This is a genomic window from Bizionia sediminis (assembly GCF_042684585.1).
Lineage (GTDB): Bacteria > Bacteroidota > Bacteroidia > Flavobacteriales > Flavobacteriaceae > Algorimicrobium > Algorimicrobium sediminis.
In genome coordinates this window covers 390,392-406,795 of the sequence record NZ_JBHULS010000001.1, presented here as the reverse complement: position 1 = coordinate 406,795, position 16,404 = coordinate 390,392, and the positions used below count along the sequence as shown (strand labels likewise).

Below are 16,404 nucleotides of genomic sequence, written 5' to 3'. Positions count from 1 at the left end.
ATCTTTGAATGAAATAACCATTAAAAACAAATTATTATGAATAGCGATCAGTTAGAAGGCAAGTGGAAACAGGTAAAAGGTGAGTTTAAGCAAAAATATGGCAAACTTACTGACGATGATGTAACCTACTCCGAAGGTAAATTTGAAGAAATGATTGGAAAAATCCAGGAAAAAACTGGAAAAACTCGAGAAGCCATCAAAAAAGAAATCCAAGATTGGTAAACGTAAATAACACGGAAAGCATAAAAAAGCCTTTCAAAATTGCTAAAAACATTTTTGAAAGGCTTTTTTGCATCCTAATGTAAACAAATAATAACCTATTATTGGTTGCTCCGTTGGATACCCAAGCCATAACGTTCGGCATAAACCCAGGTAAATTGAGCACCAAAAAATAAAATTAAGCAGGAATACGAAACCCAAAGCAATATTAATACTATGGTACCTGCCGCCCCATAGGTAGAGCCGGGATCGGCATGACCAAAGTAAAGACCCAGCAAAAACTTTCCTAACACAAATAATATGCCTGTTATAAAAGCGCCTATCCATACTGTTTTCCATTTTATTTTAGCATCTGGTAAAAACTTAAAAATAAGAGCAAAAAGCATAGTTACGATACCTATGGACACCACAATATCAAAAACAAAAGCAATATATACCACCAAATTAGGTAATAAACTTTGAATATAATTATTAACCACAGATATGGCTGTAGTAATTAAAAAACTAATTAACATTAAAAAACCTATGGCCAAAATAAAAGCGAAACTTCGAGCCCTATCTACCACCATTTTCCAGAAACTCATGTCTTTTTTGGCTGTTATTTCCCAAATTTGATTTAATGATAATTGCAAATGATAAAAAACACCGGTAGCACCAAAAATGAGGACACCAATACCCAAAATAGTAGCCAAAGTACTTTTATTTTCATCTTGGGTTTCGCGCATCATGGATTGAATGGATTCGGCTGCATCCTGACCTAACGCCCGAGAAATCTCGTCGGTAAGTTCGCCTTGAACAATTTCCACACCCCAAACAGAGCCCACTAAATTTACAATTATAACAAGCAATCCGGGCAACGACAATACCGCGTAATAGGCCACAACGGCGCTTAATCGAAATGGTTTGTTGGCATCCCATGCTTTATAGGTAGTAACCAAAAGATTGGGAAGGTGTTTTAATTTAAAAGTTTCTTGTGCTGTATTAGTCATTATTTAGTGTTTTCTGAAGTGGCGCTAACGCTATTGTGTTTAAAATGTACAAAAAAAAGGTTGACCTAAAACTAGGCAACCTCTTAAAATTTTTATTCTTTTAATTTACATCTTAAAATCCGGTGTATGTAAATTTTTGACCACCAACAGATACATTGGCCATTAAACCAGCTTTTGGCATGGTGTAAACAAGAACCCCATCACTGTAATTGGCATTTCTGGAAACACCTTCTGTTATGGCTACAGCAGATAGACCCGCTGCAAATTCAAAATTACCTTGTTTAAAGGTAGCTAGAGCTGCCTCTGTTTCGAAAAAAATAACCTCGGTAACCGCCTGTCCACCGGCTTGCAACCCCACAGATACTTCTGTTACGCTAGCCATACCTACAGGCATACCGTTTTCGTAGAGAACACCGTTACCACTAGCACCACCTATTATTAAGCCTCCCTTTCCTACGTTTGGAAAAATAGCATATCCAGCAGCGGTATTAAACAGTTTCTCAAAACCCGCATCGCGGTCTACAATAAGTTCTTTGGCCTTATTGGCATCCTGCATTATTTCTCGGTCTTTGGCGTTTTGCGCCGTTACACCCAAGGTTATAAATAAAAGGCAAATGCCTAACATTGTTTTTAAAGTTTTCATCTTATTCGTTTTTATTGGTTAAAACATAAAACTACTTACAAATCAGTGTTTTACATAACGTGATAACTAAAAAAATTAGCGCAAATAAATTAGTGTTTCCAAAATATGATTTAATTACTATAAAAAATGGACTACCCCATTCAACATTAACAGGTGCTAAATACGGCATGGTTACTACGTAAATATAAAGTTATGTAGTAAAGATTAAGAACACAACAATAGGCGTCGCGTAGCATACGGCAAGGCGTTTAAAACCCAGTTTTATAAAGGCTACGCCCAGCCATGAGTTTGAGCCGGTTATTTTAGAAATTTTTTTACTAAAAAATAAAGTCCGTATTTTCCGCCTAATTTAAGTACCTGATTTAATAAGTTGGCGGGTTTAAATTCCTGTTTTATTTCCGTAGTGTGCAATTTCACTTCCTCAAGCGCTATTTTACGCTCTAAATCTAAACGCTTAAGCTGCAGTTCTATTTCTTCAAACGATGTATAGTTTTTCATAAATTATGCATCAAAAAATTTATCGGCTAATTTTTTTATTATAATACCATTTATAACCGCCCGTTTTAGGTACAATATAAAAGCCATTAACACGAACAAAGCGCCTACAGTAACATAACCCAACGAAGCACTATCCAGCCAATTACCAATGGCCAATGCCAAAGCAAAAGCCAAAAACAATAAACCAATAGCTGTTAAGCCACCAATTATAAGTGCTTTAGCAACTAGACTTACGGAAATGGTTACCTGTTGAAAAATTTTTAACTTGTAGTATTCCTGTGTTTTTTCAAAATAGGTTTCTCCCGCGTCTGTAACATGAGCGGATTTTTTCTTTAGTGAATCGAAAATAGACATAAAAATTACGATTTCTGAAACGTTTTATTTTTTTCTTTCAGTGCCTGTAGTTTAGTTTCCAGAGCTGTTATAACATCTTCTGTTTGGTAGCTAAGGTCCGAAACAATGGTTTCTAATTGATTTTCAAACGTATCTTTTCTATCCGATACTGAAGCAGCTACCTTATCTTTTAAATCGTGCGTTTCCGCGTTTATTTTATCTTTAAGAGCGGTTGCCTCATCTACTAGGCGTTTTCTGGTATTTTCACCTTTATCAGGCGCAAATAACAATCCAATTGCTACCCCAATTGCCGTACCTGCCAAGAGGCCCAACACTGTACTTTCTTTTGCCATTCTAAAATTTATTAAATAATCACTTCCTGTTTGTAAGATACAAAATTCGCGACTAAAACGCTTTAATTTGACTATTTATTGCGGTCTGACGTTACATCTGTACGGCAATTTTGTTGGTTTTAGAAAACAAAAAAGCTTGAGATACTCAAGCTTTTTTTTTATTGTACTCATTGTTATAGCTTATTTAATAGCCACCAACTCTAAATCGAAAGTTAAATCTTGACCTGCAAGCGGATGGTTGCCATCTACAATAATATGGTCATCATTTACAGCAGCTACACGAAACTGATGTTCGGTACCATCTGGATTTTTAGAAGCTAACCCCATACCTACCTCTGGCTTAATATCGGCTGGCAATTGATCTTTCTTTACTTCATGAAAAAGTTCTTTCTGAACATCGCCATAAGCCTCTGTTTTATTTATAACAACCGTTTTCTTTTCGTTTACTTTCATATCTAAAACTGCTTTTTCAAAACCAGGAATTAACATACCTTGCCCTAAAGTAAATTCTAACGGCTCTCTATCCACGGAGCTATCAAAAACTTGTCCTGTGCTTAATTTTCCTGTGTAATGAACTTGAACAGTATCATTTTCTTTTACTTGACTCATAAAATTGTCTTTAATTATATTTAAAATTAGGGCAAAACTAACAATTATTAGTTAGAATGCCATAGATCCTCAAAGACTTATTGAAAACATTAACATCTATTTGTGTGCTACACAAACCATTATTTACTCGCTACAATGGCAGCATTTTGGTTTTAAAAACAGATTTATTTCCGGTAGTTGTTGCTTTACAACTCGTTTTATTGCATGCTAAACACCACAGATGCTATTGGAAAAATACCACCTAAAAATTTAAAAAGAAATTGCCGTTAGCATGGTTATTTAAAAAATGAACACTTTCCCAAGTTTCAATGACTCCCCACGCTATTTTGAAGAATTAAAAAAAGCCTAAAATTAAAAAATTTTAGGCTTTTTAGTCGGGGTGGCAGGATTATACCCTTTTCCCATAATATTATATATATCAACCAGTTACAGATTCCGAAACTTTACTGTTAGCCGATTTGTTGACGATATTATAAATGAACTTAAAGTAAAATGCTTTACTTTCTGATGGTGCAAATATATAATTTGTATTAATTCAAACCAATATAAAAAGTCATTTATTTTATGACAATAAATACTTCTTCAAATTACGTTTTTTTTAACCTTATTATCCTCATAATATCTTTTCAGATTTGCATTAGTAATACACCAAAGACCAAGTAATTAACTATTAATCATAGGTCTATTTCACGGCTAACTTCTATACATATTTAGAGGAAGAGAGTATTCATACAATATTACCGAAATATAAACGTCGCAAAATATTTTTCGGAAAAGGGACGGCATAAAGCCATCGCTTCTTCCCTCGCTTATTTATTCCGTTTCCTTTCCACTCTAAAATTTTGTCTTCCGTTTGGGTTTTGCTCAAATATTGTTTAATCTAAAATCATTTAATTATGGAAACAAAAGTAAAATCAAACGGAACAGCAAAAAAAGTAAATGCAACCGTTAAAAAGGAAGTTCAAAAGAAGTTGACCGAGGAAGCTATCGGAAAAGCTGTTACACCGGAAAAGCTCGTGGTAGCCAAAAAACCAGAGATTAATTTGGATGACAGAATTCAAAAGTTTGAAAAATTGAGAGGTCTGGCTAATCAACGTGAACGGTTGACGGAAACATTGAACGAGCTTACCAAGTTCAATTACAATCAGGATGGTTCGAGTTCCTTCCATATAAGGGACTCACGTAATCTGGAATTCAAGACGACCAACACGAATTTAATCAAGTTGGTAACTACACATTTACAGTCCACTTTGGAACAACGTAAATCAGAGATTGAAGAACAGATTCTAAAATTTGAACTTTAATGAAGCTAATGTCTTCAAATGTGAAAGCCTGCTCGCAAGAGTAGGCTTTCTTTTTTTAATCATATCTGTCTTCAGACAGGTCTAAAATCAAATATTATGTATTTAAATCGTTTACAACAAGATGAAATTTTCGTTTCAAATGAAATGAAATCGTTAAAAATTATTACTGGTATGGAGTCTCGAAGAGGACTTGAAAATGCCGTTATTTCCAATGACAAAATTGTGAATGTGGTCTCGAACAGTTATGGCCATATTCCAAATGAATTGTTTTTCAAAAAAGCCGAACAGCTATTACTGGATGCCAATCTGAAATATCATAAACGCACGATTAACAGAAATGACAGGTCTTTCATTGCCGACTTTATAATCGAGGACCATAATCAGTTTTCGTTGAAGAATGAACAGGATAAGATATTACCGATGTTGCGTTTCAAAAATTCCTATGACGGAAGCGAAAAGACTTCCGGGCATTTTGGATTTTATAGAGAAGTATGCACCAATGGCTTGCACGTTGCTCAATCAGAAATAGCATTTTCAATAAAGCACAGCAAAAACAATACAGATTTAATAATGCCGAAATTGAACTTGCTATTTGATAAGTTTCTAAATAATGAATACTACGAAATCACAAGGAAATTCAGGGAAATGGAAGAAATCGAACTTATCGATACCAAGGCATTTGTAAAAGACATATTGGAAAAAACGAAATTGTTCCGATATGAATGTAGCGACAAAAACGATGACCCATCAAAAAAATCCCGTGAGGTTATAGAGCTTATCAACGATGAACCGTTTCCAGCTTATTCAAAACCAAATTTATGGGTAGGTTATAACGCCTTTAATTGGATGCTTCACAATACCTTGAAAAAGACCTTTTCGCAACAGGAAAGGTTGGATAAGGTTTTGTTTGATGAAATATATGCAATGGTTTAAAGAAACATTGTTAAAGGTTTATCCAGTACCTAACTAAACTGGATTTTTAATTATACTTCTGCCATATTATTCCGTTTAGCACATTTCCCTACATTTCGTTGCTCTACATTTTGGAAAAAGAGCTTCACTCAAAAAAGGTCTTGGACACAACTTCAAAGATTCCGATTTCCATTCCACTTGCCCACTCATTCCCGAGAAAATTCGGGAAGTGGTCAAACTCTATTCCAATCTACATCTTTAAAGTCAAGTCCGCTTTAAATCCTACTTCAAAAGAATAATTTGGTTCTATAATCCGTTCAGCACTTTCCCGCTACATTTCGCAAAAAGCTACATTTCGGGCAAAGAGCTTCTCTATAAAAAATCTTGGACCCAATTCCCGTTTTTGGTTTTCCATTCCGCTTCCCCTTCCCGCTTCGCTGGGAAGGAACGCTACATTCCCAAACCAAAACCGTGAATCCAGTCCGCTTGTAATCGGAAAGTCAAAGCCTCGATTTTCTTAACAGAATTAACGGCAAAGCCTACTTTGGTCTTTACTCGATAATTCTTAAAAACCGAACCTTTGCCTCACAAATTTTAAGGGGTTTATAATGGATGAAGCCATTGTTGTTTTTCGGGACAGCGAAAAACAGGTATGGCATAACCAATTCTAAAATAAAGCCATTTGCTCTGTTCGCTTAACTGTCGGTACGCTCTCGTCACAAATGGCTTTATAAGAATTGCTAATACCATTATGGAACTTGTCAAGACTGTACAAGTTTTAGGCAAAAATAAGGTTTCTACTTCCTTGAAAATCCAAGGTTTTTACTACGTCGCAAACACACCTGATTTATTCCCTAAAAGTCTTGACAAAACCCACTTCATCCATTGTGCGGAGCACGAAAGAAATCATACAAACACCCCTTAAAATTTAATTCAGTTTAAATCAAAAAGGGAAATATTAATCTTTTAAATCTTTTATTATGAGTACTATTAAAAATCACGTACAGTTAATTGGAAATGTTGGGCAAGAACCAACTATTACGAACCTTGAAAGCGGTAAGAAAGTAGCCCGTTTATCATTGGCAACCAATGAATACTACAAAAACGGCAAGGGCGAAAAGCAAACGGATACCAATTGGCACACCGTTGTCGCTTGGGGCAAAACTGCTGAAATTATCGAAAAGTATGCCGAAAAGGGCAAAGAAATCGGAGTTGTTGGAAAACTAAAGACCCGAACCTATACCACGGACGATGGCAATCAACGCTATGTTACCGAAGTGATAGCCGATGAAATCCTATTATTAGGTAGTAAGTAAAAAGTAAAGAGGGCACTAATACCAGTTTTCAATTAGTTTGTGCCCTCTTCTTTTCATCATTAATTCTAAAAAGATATAACAATGAAAGCACAAGTTAACGAAATAAAAGAAGGATTGCAACATTTTCACGGTTCTGAAATGTTCTATCAAATCCCATTAATACGCACCCGATTTACAAACGGACTGAAATATTTAGCCAACGTAGCAGAGTGTTTTTGGCTCATTACCGATGTTTCAGTAATCGCCAAAAGTTTGCTAAACCGAAGCCATTTTATAACAATAGATTTTAAAAGGCTATCGGAAGAGGAACAGGATTATACAGGCTATGAAGCTGAAATAATTTACAGCGATGGAAATGGGAATATATTTGAAATACACCGATACAATTTTACCGATTTTCCTTTGGATGAACTACGGTTGTATTTTGTGGATAATACGTTGATGCTTACAAGCGAATATTAAAAAGTAAGGCTATGATTTATCTAAATTATAACAACCTCGATGACGAAACCCAACAACATCTACTTTCCGTTTCAAAAGAAGATATAGAAAGCAAATTTGGGAACGACCTTAAAGCCTACGCCAATGAACATCATATGGATTATGATAAGATATTGGACGAAGAAGCGATAAAAAATCTATATTCATATCAGTACGTTTTTAACATCTAAAATAAAAACAAGAATTAAGACCTTTGAACTTTCAGAGGTCTTTTTTTGTGCTTTACTTTTTTCAAATTTACAAGAGCCAATATTCAAAAACTCGACGTCTTAAATTTACTTTTTTATAAAAATCCTATTTTTTGGTATCAAAACTAACCATTTGGAAACAATCTGTATTTCAATATTATATCTAAATAGAATATCTTTAAAAGACTGTTAGCAGTATCAATTTAAAGTATCGTTATCCCATTTTGATTTGACTTTCGCCGATAATGATACCCATCAAAAATTAAACATATCGGAATTTTTTATTCCGAAAAAAAGCAACTGACTTTTCAGTCAGGTTGTTTGAAAAATTTTGTCCCTGCGGGACGAATTTGAGAAGCAAGAGGGTAACACGCCAAGGCGATGTTAACGATTGGTTTTTAGTTGTAATTATTTGATATTCAAATAATTACTGGTTATATAAAATAGAGAAATAACAAAGTTTTACAGTAAATCCTTTTGAAACCCCTATAAAACGGCAATTTTTTACAGTAAATGAGTTCAAATCATCAAAAGAAATACAGTTTTTCTGCCATTAGTATTAAACCTAAAGTGGCAACTCGCTTTCGGAAATTTTCCAAGGAAATTACCCATTCACATACTGATACGTTGGAAGCAATGATGAACTTTTTCGATTTGAACGAGCTATCCCCAAATGAATCTTTGGGTGCAAATATGAAGACTTTAGAGAATAGCTTAAAAAAACGAATCAATGCACTTGTAGCTATTATTAGAGATATTGAAAAAAACCAGACCAAGCCTACCAATGCAATGTTGGAATTGCTTTTCCAAGAAAACCCAAAAGAGGAAGAACCACAAGAAGAATTATTTGAATTTGAACAACAGGAATTGATTACAGAAAATGAGGAACTGAATCATTATCGAAATCGGTACGAAGAAGTTCAACAACAATTCCATTCCGTAAAATATGATTTAGAAAAAATCATTGATAAGACCACTTATGTTAAAAGCAGTTTTGGAGGTGGCTATTTAAAACTGGATTTAAGCAAAGATGAATTTGAAAACATTAAACAAAAATTATAATGTATATCACAGTAACCAAACAGACATTAGATGGCAATTATGCACAGAGCGTTTCCGATTTTGTCGCTTATCTCGAAAAAGAAAACGATGACAAATCCATTGATGAAATGGAACATTTTTTCAATCAGTATGGCGAAGAAATATCAGGTAAGGAAGTCATTAAAGAAATTGACGGAAATACGGCTAAACTCAAAAAGACCGAACCAAAGTTTTATTCCATTACAGTCAATCCGAGTGCTTATGAATTGAAGCGATTGCAAAATCATTCCGAGGAACTGAAAAAGTACACCCGAGAATTGATGAAAGAGTACGCTAAATCTTTTAATCGGGAAATAAACGGACGAGCTGTTACTGTAGATGACATTAAATACTATGCCAAAATTGAGCATCAGCGTACGTATAAGGGAACGGATAGGAAAATTCAGGAGAACCAACCTTATGCCACCAAGATACTTCAAATTAAGAACGATATCCGGAAAATTAAAAGTGGCGAATTAGAAGGCAACATCAAAAAATTACAGCAAACGATGTCCCGATTGGAAAAAGAAGCACCACATCAACAAGATGGAAAACGCATTGTTAGAGGGATGCCTAAAGAAGGCTCTCAAAGCCATATCCATATTATTGTGAGCAGAAAGGATATGTCCAATAAATACAGTTTGTCCCCTGGTAGCAAGTACAAAGCTTCGGAAACCGTTTTTAATGGCAAACCTGTAAAACGTGGTTTTGATAGGGACAAATTCTTTAAGGCTTCTGAAAAAACGTTTGACACTCTATTTCAATACAAACGAAACTATGTTGAAACTTATAAGGCACGTAAAACATTCCTGAAAAATCCAAAGTTGTATTTCTCAATTCTTTCGGGATTGCCAACCAATGAAAAGGCAACTGCCTATAAAATACTTGCCAAATCTGGTGTACCCATAATGAATATTCCAACAAACAAAGTACAGTTGGCATTAAAGATAATCAACAAGTTTAAAAAAGGGATTGACCGAGCAATACAGTCGGGTTCTATTGGGATATGAGTATGTCAATACCACATATCATCCTTTTTATTGTTGTTCCGGTATTGTTTGTCAGTACAGTTTTATATGTGTTTCTTCATCAAGAAGAGCCCAAAAACGGAGATAAGAAATATCAGGTACGCTTTAAACTTCGTCGTGGAAAATTTCAAATCGAAAATATCAAGCGAGGTGCATCGATTATTGGCTCTGCGGGAAGCGGTAAAACAGAAAGTGTTATCTATAATTTTTTACAGCATTTTAGTACCCATCAATTTTGTGGTATCATACACGATTACAAGGATTTTGAACTTACCGAAATTGCCTACCCATTATTTAAAGAAAAGGATATTAAATTCTATACCATAGCTTTTGACCAAATCCATTATTGTGTAAACCCAATTACCCCAAGATATTTGCCCAATGAGGAAAGTGTGAATGAATTATCCAAGGTACTCATTGAAAATCTTTTGGAGTTCAACGAATCCAGTACAAACAGTACCACAAAATTCTTCAGTGATGCTGTTGAAGGTTTGATGGGTGGAATGATTTGGAAACTAAAAACGTCCTATCCTCAATATTGCACCCTGCCCCATTTGATTGCTATTTTTCAATCGATGACTACCAAACAGTTGGTTACTTTTGTGAGCTCAAATATCACTTCCCGAAGTATGGCAAGTGCTTTTATCAACGGAATGGATTCTGACAAACAAACGGCAGGTGTGAAAAGCACATTGGCCAATGCCTTTAAAAAGATAGGTTCACAACAGTTGTTTATGGCTTTGTCAAAAGATGAAGTACCATTGAATATCAACAGCAAGGACAATCCTGCTGTTATCTGCATCGTGAACCATCCCAAATATGAATCAGCTTACTCGCCTATCATCGCTGCAATTATGCACACAGTCATCAAGCAAATGAGCGTGAGAGGTCAACAGTCGTCATTTTTAATGATGGAAGAAGCCCCAACCATAAAGCTGCTTAATATGCACCGCATTCCCGCAACTTTAAGAAGCTATGATATTGCCACAATTTACGTGATGCAGGATAAAATTCAGAATGATATGCTATATGGAGACAAAGCGAGTAAGGCTATTTTGAGCAATCTTTCCTATCAGTTTTTCGGCAAAGTTAATGACCCAGATACTGCAAAATATTATGAGCGTTTCTTTGAGATTGTTCGTAAGGAAACCACAAGTATAAATCGTGGACACAATCTAAATTTTGATACGAGAATTACCACAGGCGAAAAAGAAGTTTCTAAACGTAGAGCAGATGTTTTTTTCCGTTTGAAACAAGGCGAGTTTATAACTTTTGCTGATGGCAAAGATAAAAGAGTTCAATTTAAACTACAAACGATTAAAAGAGAAATACCAAATCCTCATCAACATTTTACAACCGATGAATTAAAGCTCAATTTTGAACGGATTTATAGAGAGGCAAAATCTATATTTAAGGTTAACTAAAATTAGTAAATAAAGAACAACCATAGTTTTTGCACAACCTGTGCATCGATTAATTTGTATCTTTGTGAAACTTTATGAAAATATTCGTTTCCATATCAATGTCAATTTTATTCTTTTTTCAGGGAATTAGCATTGATATGGACTTTTGTGGACCAATTAAAGAAATTTCAAGCATTATTACCCATTATCAAGACCATAAAGTTTATGGAGACTCTTTCCTTGAATATGTAGTTGAAGATTACATTGACAATGATGCAAAAAATGAAGGGCATCATAATAACCCAGATAAGGAGAATACACCAGTCCATTCCCATCATCAATGTTGTCACCCTTTAGTATTAATTATTGCGAACAACAATTCGGTTTTAACCAATCGACTAAAGTTTGAAGAGAAAAAACAGTTTAACTTACATAAAGTAAACTTCACTTCCAGATATCTGGAATCGCTTTTCCAACCCCCTAAAGTATAATTCAGTTTTTTTTAGGATAGCTATATCCTACCGTGATGCTTTTCAAAGTAAGTATCGCATCATAAACGCATTGCATTTCTTTGCATTGCGATGTTTAAACTGAATTAATACTTTTTCTATGATTAACAAAATCATTTCATTTTCCATTAATAACAAGTTTATTATTGGGCTCTTTATAGTGGCACTTGTAGGTACGGGCATTTGGTCTATGGCCACTATAAATCTGGGTTCTGTACCCGATATTACCAACAACCAAGTACAGGTTATTACAGTTGCCCCAAATTTAGGTACTGAAGACATTGAACAATTTGTTACTTATCCGGTAGAATTGGCAATGGCAAATCTACCAGACGTTATCGAGCTGCGTTCGGTGTCTCGTTTTGGATTGTCAGTTGTTACTATCGTATTTGAGGACGAGGCAGGCACATATCTTCCCCGGCAATTAGTGCAAGAGAAATTAACCGAAGTTGCCGGAGAAATCCCCGAAGGCTTCGGCACGCCATTTATGGCCCCAATTACCACAGGTTTGGGCGAAATCTACCAATACAGCCTAAAAGTAAAGGAAGGCTACGAAGATAAATACGATGCAATGGAGCTTCGTACCATCCAAGATTGGATTGTAAAACGCCAAATGGCATTAGTTCCAGGAGTCGTCGAGGTAAATGCTTTTGGAGGATTTGTGAAGCAATATGAAGTAGCCATAAACCCCAATAAGCTAAAAAGTTTCGGTATTACAATGAACCAGGTCTTTGAAGCCCTTAAAGTGAACAATGCCAATACTGGAGGTGCCTATATAGAAAAAAATAACCAAGCCAATTTTATCCGTGGCGAAGGCTTGGCCCGAAGTATCGCCGATTTGGAAAACACAGTTGTAACTACTCAAAACGGTAGTCCCGTTTTAATACGGGATGTCGCTGAAAAGGTTGGATATGGCAGCCAAGTACGCTATGGCGCTTTTACCCAAGATGGACACGAATCTGTGGGCGGACAAATTTTAATGCTGAAAGGCGAAAGCCCAGGCGACGTGATCGAAAATGTGGAAAAGCGTATTGTAGAAATTCAAAAATCCCTGCCGGAAGGCGTTTATATTGATGCTTTTTTAAGTCGAAGTGAACTTATTGAGGCAACCACAAGTACCGTTAAAACAAATCTAATAGAAGGTGCCCTTATTGTCATATTTGTTTTGGTCTTGCTTTTAGGAAGCTTCCGTGGTGGCTTGATAGCAGCGTCGATAATCCCTTTATGCCTATTATTTGCATTTATTTTGATGAAACAATTTGGCATTTGGGCAAATTTAATGTCCTTGGGTGCGATCGATTTTGGGATTATTGTAGATGGTGCGGTGATTATCGTGGAAGGAGCGGTTTTCCACATTCATCAACGGATGAAAAAATCCACAACCGCCATTAACCAAGCTGAAATGGATGAAATCGCCTATGACTCTTCAAGTAAAATGATGAATTCTGCCTTCTTCGGTCAACTAATTGTTCTTATAGTTTTTACACCTATTCTGTTTTTGACCGGTGTGGAAGGGAAAATGTTTCGACCAATGGCATTTACATTTGGTTTTGCCGTTTTAGGGGCAATTATTCTTTGCCTTACCTACGTACCAATGATGTCATCATTATTTTTAAAACCTGCTAAAAATCAAAATAGTTGGTTTGCCAAATTTGAAAACAAGATTGATAGGTTCAGTGATAAAATTATGGGGGTTCTGAATCGTATCTATCTGCCTATATTAAATTTTGCACTTCGCTTTCGGGCAGGTGTGGTTATAGGCGCGGTTGCCTTGCTTTTGATTGCAGGATTTATTTTTAGCAATATGGGAGCAGAATTTGTCCCTAAATTTGATGAAGGCGATATTGCATTTCAAGCATTGATAAAACCAGGGAGCAGTCTTTCAGAATCTATTGAGGCCTCAGAGAAACTTCAGAATTTAATCAATGAGTTTCCGGAAGTAAAAACAGTAGTTTCAAGGATTGGTGTGGCTGAAATACCAACAGACCCAATGCCTATGGATATTGCCGATAGTTATATTATTCTTGAAAAGGACAAGAGTAAATGGACATCCGCAGATAGTAAAGAAGAACTCATAGAAAAGATTCAAGAAAAAATTTCAGTAGTTCCCGGCGTAAATTTTGTGTTTACACAACCTGTAGAACTTCGTTTTAATGAATTGCTGACTGGTGTCCGTGAAGACGTGGCCATCAAATTGTACGGAGAAGATTTGGACGTTTTGGCAGACAAGATACAGGAAATCGCGGCAGTAATTAGGACCGTTCCCGGAGCGGCTGACATTAATGTGGAGGCTACAAGTGGTTTGCCACAAATGACGGTGGTATATAACCGTGCGAAAATGGCACAATACGGTGTAACCGTTGATAAGCTGAATGATTATGTAAGTGCTTCATTTTCAGGAGAACAGGCAGGAGTCATTTTTGAAGGGGAAAAACGGTTCGATGTGGTCATTCGTTTGGCAGAGGAATATCGACAAGACATCAATAGCTTAAAAAACCTTTATATAGACCTGCCAAACGGTGCACAAGTACCATTAAAGGAGGTGGCAGATATCAGCTATAAACCCGGACCAATGCAGATTTCAAGAGACAATACCTCTCGTCGTACTTCCGTGGGCGTGAATGTTCGTGGGCGCGATGTAAAATCGATGGTCGAGGAAATTCAACAAAAATTGGAAACGGATGTTAAACTGCCACCAGGTTATTTTGTAACCTACGGCGGATCATTTGAAAACCTACAACGAGCATCAGACCGATTGATGATTGTAGTCCCAATCGTTCTATTAACAATATTTGTTCTGCTTTACTTTGCTTTGAATTCAGTTACACAAGCCTTGATGATCTATATGGCAGTGCCTTTGGCGGCCATTGGTGGCGTTTTCGTTTTGTTGATTCGTGGAATGCCTTTCAGTATTTCCGCGGGAGTCGGATTTATCGTGCTCTTCGGAGTTGCCGTATTAAACGGACTCATACTCATAAATAAGTTCAATGAATTAAAAGACAGTGGAATGACAGATTTAAAAAAACGTATATATGAAGCTACGCACGAACGTTTACGTCCAATTTTATTAACAGCCATTACAACAATTATGGGCTTTATCCCAATGGCGATTTCTACCTCTGGTGGTGCCGAAGTACAGCGGCCCTTGGCGACAGTAGTCATTGGAGGAATGCTTACGGCAACATTTCTGACCTTGGTGGTTATTCCTATTCTTTATTATTGGCTTGAATCGAGAAAGGAACGAAACAATAACGATGGAGGTGTAAGCTATGTCAACAAATCAACGAACATTGTAACCGTATTATTGATGGTTGGCGGTTTGATGGCTTCTGGAACTGCTTTTGCCCAAGACACCAATCAAAATGGAACAATGCCAAAAACCTTGACTGTAGATGAGGCCATTGCTATGGCAAAACAGAATTATCCATCGCTTAAGGAAAGTCAGGCATTTATTGAACGGGAAAAGGCACTAAAGGGAACGAGTTTTGACCTTGGTAGCACACAAGTTTTCACGGGCAAAGAAGAATATGGCAATAATCTTCCTGGAGTGCAAACAACCGTTGGCGTGCAACAGGGCAATATCGATTTGCTTTCAGGATTTTCAAAATCGAAGTTTTATAAAGAGCGCATTGCCTTGGGAGAAAAGTTTTATGTGGCCAGTGAACAACAGTTGGTGCGCAATGTGATGCAAGCCTATGACCAAATTAATTATTACAAGGCACAGTTGCGTTTTGCAGACCAATTGGACAGTATTTATGCCAATTTTAAGTCCGCTGCCCAACTTCGGTATGACACTGGAGAAACAGGCAAGTTGGAATTTATTTCAGCCTCTTCCGAATTTCAACAGATTCAAGTGTTGAGGCAACAAGCTTTTGATGATATTGAAATTGCCAAACGTGCCTTAAAACAATATTTGGGAACGGATGAAACCATCGAGACGGTAGATGGTTTTTACGAGCCATTGGATTTTATGGCGACATTGGATTCAACTTCGGTTGCCAATAACCCAATGTTGCAATATGCCTTGCAAAATGCCGAAGTAAGTAAAGCAAATGTGGGCGTTGAAAAATCGCAATTCCTACCGAAATTCAGTTTATCATATGGCAGGCAGGTTGTGGATGATGTTTCAGGGTTTAATACCTATCAGGCAGGTATTAGTATTCCGTTATGGTTTTTTCCGCAGAAGTCAAGGGTTAAGGCAGCCAAGGCAGACGCAATGGTAGCAGAGAATCAATATTTGGAGCAAAAAGCGGTTACAGAAAGTCGTGTTTCACAATTGACCAAATCACTCGAAAAAACAAAGAAGATTTTGCAATATTACGAAGAAGGCGCACTATTGTTGGCAGAAGAACAAATTACCACAGCGCAGTTGGCTTCTAAAGAAGGCGAAATAGATTACGTCAATTATATCACCATTCTTAATAGTGCCATCCGTATTAAACAAAACCATTTACAATACATCAATCAGTATAACCAGCAGACCATTGATATGCAATATCAATTGGGCAATTTATAACCT

General features: G+C 36.4%; 16 protein-coding genes. 10 read left to right on the top strand and 6 right to left on the bottom strand.

Translation table 11 applies throughout. The features are described from left to right. Positions 1 to 36 precede the first annotated feature (36 nt). On the top strand, positions 37 to 222 hold the full coding sequence (locus ACFSQP_RS01770) for a CsbD family protein (protein ID WP_376891310.1): 186 nt from the start codon (positions 37 to 39) through the stop codon (positions 220 to 222). A 98-nt stretch (positions 223 to 320) separates the two neighbouring features. Here ACFSQP_RS01770 and ACFSQP_RS01765 read toward each other — a convergent pair whose 3' ends face one another. The 6 genes from ACFSQP_RS01765 to ACFSQP_RS01740 all read right to left on the bottom strand — a co-directional run bounded on the left by ACFSQP_RS01765 (position 321) and on the right by ACFSQP_RS01740 (position 3,644). Then, positions 321 to 1,208, bottom strand: a complete 888-nt coding sequence (locus ACFSQP_RS01765; RefSeq protein WP_376891309.1) for a YihY/virulence factor BrkB family protein — start codon at positions 1,206 to 1,208, stop codon at positions 321 to 323. A 112-nt stretch (positions 1,209 to 1,320) separates the two neighbouring features. Then, a complete protein-coding gene (locus ACFSQP_RS01760) occupies positions 1,321 to 1,851 on the bottom strand; it encodes a lipid-binding SYLF domain-containing protein (protein ID WP_376891308.1) in 531 nt (176 codons plus the stop codon). A gap of 297 nt (positions 1,852 to 2,148) precedes the next feature. Then, positions 2,149 to 2,349, bottom strand: a complete 201-nt coding sequence (locus tag ACFSQP_RS01755; RefSeq protein ID WP_376891306.1) for a DUF6327 family protein — start codon at positions 2,347 to 2,349, stop codon at positions 2,149 to 2,151. Positions 2,350 to 2,352: 3 nt separating this feature from the next. After that, the gene (locus ACFSQP_RS01750) at positions 2,353 to 2,703 is read right to left on the bottom strand and encodes a hypothetical protein (RefSeq protein ID WP_376891305.1); all 351 of its coding nucleotides are present in this window, start codon (positions 2,701 to 2,703) and stop codon (positions 2,353 to 2,355) included. A 5-nt stretch (positions 2,704 to 2,708) separates the two neighbouring features. Further along, positions 2,709 to 3,035 carry a YtxH domain-containing protein gene (locus ACFSQP_RS01745; protein WP_376891304.1) on the bottom strand — a complete coding sequence of 109 codons (327 nt, stop codon included), beginning with the start codon at positions 3,033 to 3,035 and terminating at the stop codon, positions 2,709 to 2,711. 180 nt (positions 3,036 to 3,215) lie between these two features. After that, positions 3,216 to 3,644, bottom strand: a complete 429-nt coding sequence (locus ACFSQP_RS01740; protein ID WP_376891303.1) for an FKBP-type peptidyl-prolyl cis-trans isomerase — start codon at positions 3,642 to 3,644, stop codon at positions 3,216 to 3,218. An 896-nt stretch (positions 3,645 to 4,540) separates the two neighbouring features. Between ACFSQP_RS01740 and ACFSQP_RS01735 the strand changes: the two genes are divergently transcribed. The 9 genes from ACFSQP_RS01735 (at position 4,541) to ACFSQP_RS01695 (ending at position 16,401) form a co-directional block, all read left to right on the top strand. Further along, a complete protein-coding gene (locus ACFSQP_RS01735) occupies positions 4,541 to 4,948 on the top strand; it encodes a hypothetical protein (RefSeq protein WP_025743398.1) in 408 nt (135 codons plus the stop codon). Positions 4,949 to 5,044: 96 nt separating this feature from the next. Then, positions 5,045 to 5,881: a DUF932 domain-containing protein gene (locus ACFSQP_RS01730; RefSeq protein WP_028281660.1), complete on the top strand. Its 837-nt coding sequence runs from the start codon at positions 5,045 to 5,047 to the stop codon at positions 5,879 to 5,881. Between the two features lie 959 nt (positions 5,882 to 6,840). Beyond that, on the top strand, positions 6,841 to 7,176 hold the full coding sequence (locus ACFSQP_RS01725; protein WP_008992779.1) for a single-stranded DNA-binding protein: 336 nt from the start codon (positions 6,841 to 6,843) through the stop codon (positions 7,174 to 7,176). Positions 7,177 to 7,257: 81 nt separating this feature from the next. Next, positions 7,258 to 7,638 (top strand): DUF6876 family protein, encoded by a 381-nt coding sequence (locus tag ACFSQP_RS01720; protein WP_025743391.1) that lies wholly within the window; start codon positions 7,258 to 7,260, stop codon positions 7,636 to 7,638. A 740-nt stretch (positions 7,639 to 8,378) separates the two neighbouring features. Continuing rightward, positions 8,379 to 8,927 carry a BfmA/BtgA family mobilization protein gene (locus ACFSQP_RS01715; RefSeq protein WP_008992776.1) on the top strand — a complete coding sequence of 183 codons (549 nt, stop codon included), beginning with the start codon at positions 8,379 to 8,381 and terminating at the stop codon, positions 8,925 to 8,927. Next, positions 8,927 to 9,955 (top strand): MobB family relaxase, encoded by a 1,029-nt coding sequence (mobB, locus tag ACFSQP_RS01710; RefSeq protein WP_376891301.1) that lies wholly within the window; start codon positions 8,927 to 8,929, stop codon positions 9,953 to 9,955. The genes ACFSQP_RS01715 and mobB overlap by 1 nt, the downstream gene beginning before the upstream one ends. Further along, positions 9,952 to 11,397, top strand: coding sequence for a type IV secretory system conjugative DNA transfer family protein (locus tag ACFSQP_RS01705; RefSeq protein WP_028281656.1), 1,446 nt, complete (start codon positions 9,952 to 9,954; stop codon positions 11,395 to 11,397). The genes mobB and ACFSQP_RS01705 overlap by 4 nt, the downstream gene beginning before the upstream one ends. A 74-nt stretch (positions 11,398 to 11,471) precedes the next feature. After that, on the top strand, positions 11,472 to 11,867 hold the full coding sequence (locus tag ACFSQP_RS01700; protein ID WP_376891300.1) for a hypothetical protein: 396 nt from the start codon (positions 11,472 to 11,474) through the stop codon (positions 11,865 to 11,867). A 118-nt stretch (positions 11,868 to 11,985) separates the two neighbouring features. After that, positions 11,986 to 16,401 (top strand): CusA/CzcA family heavy metal efflux RND transporter, encoded by a 4,416-nt coding sequence (locus ACFSQP_RS01695; RefSeq protein ID WP_027126749.1) that lies wholly within the window; start codon positions 11,986 to 11,988, stop codon positions 16,399 to 16,401. Positions 16,402 to 16,404: the final 3 nt, after the last annotated feature.

What these genes read in the sequence shown, in the direction of transcription:
- ACFSQP_RS01770 (WP_376891310.1), top strand. Translation starts at nt 37, where the DNA reads ATGAATAGCGATCAGTTAGAAGGCAAGTGGAAACAGGTAAAAGGTGAG.
- ACFSQP_RS01765 (WP_376891309.1), bottom strand. Translation starts at nt 1,208, where the DNA reads ATGACTAATACAGCACAAGAAACTTTTAAATTAAAACACCTTCCCAAT.
- ACFSQP_RS01760 (WP_376891308.1), bottom strand. Translation starts at nt 1,851, where the DNA reads ATGAAAACTTTAAAAACAATGTTAGGCATTTGCCTTTTATTTATAACC.
- ACFSQP_RS01755 (WP_376891306.1), bottom strand. Translation starts at nt 2,349, where the DNA reads ATGAAAAACTATACATCGTTTGAAGAAATAGAACTGCAGCTTAAGCGT.
- ACFSQP_RS01750 (WP_376891305.1), bottom strand. Translation starts at nt 2,703, where the DNA reads ATGTCTATTTTCGATTCACTAAAGAAAAAATCCGCTCATGTTACAGAC.
- ACFSQP_RS01745 (WP_376891304.1), bottom strand. Translation starts at nt 3,035, where the DNA reads ATGGCAAAAGAAAGTACAGTGTTGGGCCTCTTGGCAGGTACGGCAATT.
- ACFSQP_RS01740 (WP_376891303.1), bottom strand. Translation starts at nt 3,644, where the DNA reads ATGAGTCAAGTAAAAGAAAATGATACTGTTCAAGTTCATTACACAGGA.
- ACFSQP_RS01735 (WP_025743398.1), top strand. Translation starts at nt 4,541, where the DNA reads ATGGAAACAAAAGTAAAATCAAACGGAACAGCAAAAAAAGTAAATGCA.
- ACFSQP_RS01730 (WP_028281660.1), top strand. Translation starts at nt 5,045, where the DNA reads ATGTATTTAAATCGTTTACAACAAGATGAAATTTTCGTTTCAAATGAA.
- ACFSQP_RS01725 (WP_008992779.1), top strand. Translation starts at nt 6,841, where the DNA reads ATGAGTACTATTAAAAATCACGTACAGTTAATTGGAAATGTTGGGCAA.
- ACFSQP_RS01720 (WP_025743391.1), top strand. Translation starts at nt 7,258, where the DNA reads ATGAAAGCACAAGTTAACGAAATAAAAGAAGGATTGCAACATTTTCAC.
- ACFSQP_RS01715 (WP_008992776.1), top strand. Translation starts at nt 8,379, where the DNA reads ATGAGTTCAAATCATCAAAAGAAATACAGTTTTTCTGCCATTAGTATT.
- mobB (WP_376891301.1), top strand. Translation starts at nt 8,927, where the DNA reads ATGTATATCACAGTAACCAAACAGACATTAGATGGCAATTATGCACAG.
- ACFSQP_RS01705 (WP_028281656.1), top strand. Translation starts at nt 9,952, where the DNA reads ATGAGTATGTCAATACCACATATCATCCTTTTTATTGTTGTTCCGGTA.
- ACFSQP_RS01700 (WP_376891300.1), top strand. Translation starts at nt 11,472, where the DNA reads ATGAAAATATTCGTTTCCATATCAATGTCAATTTTATTCTTTTTTCAG.
- ACFSQP_RS01695 (WP_027126749.1), top strand. Translation starts at nt 11,986, where the DNA reads ATGATTAACAAAATCATTTCATTTTCCATTAATAACAAGTTTATTATT.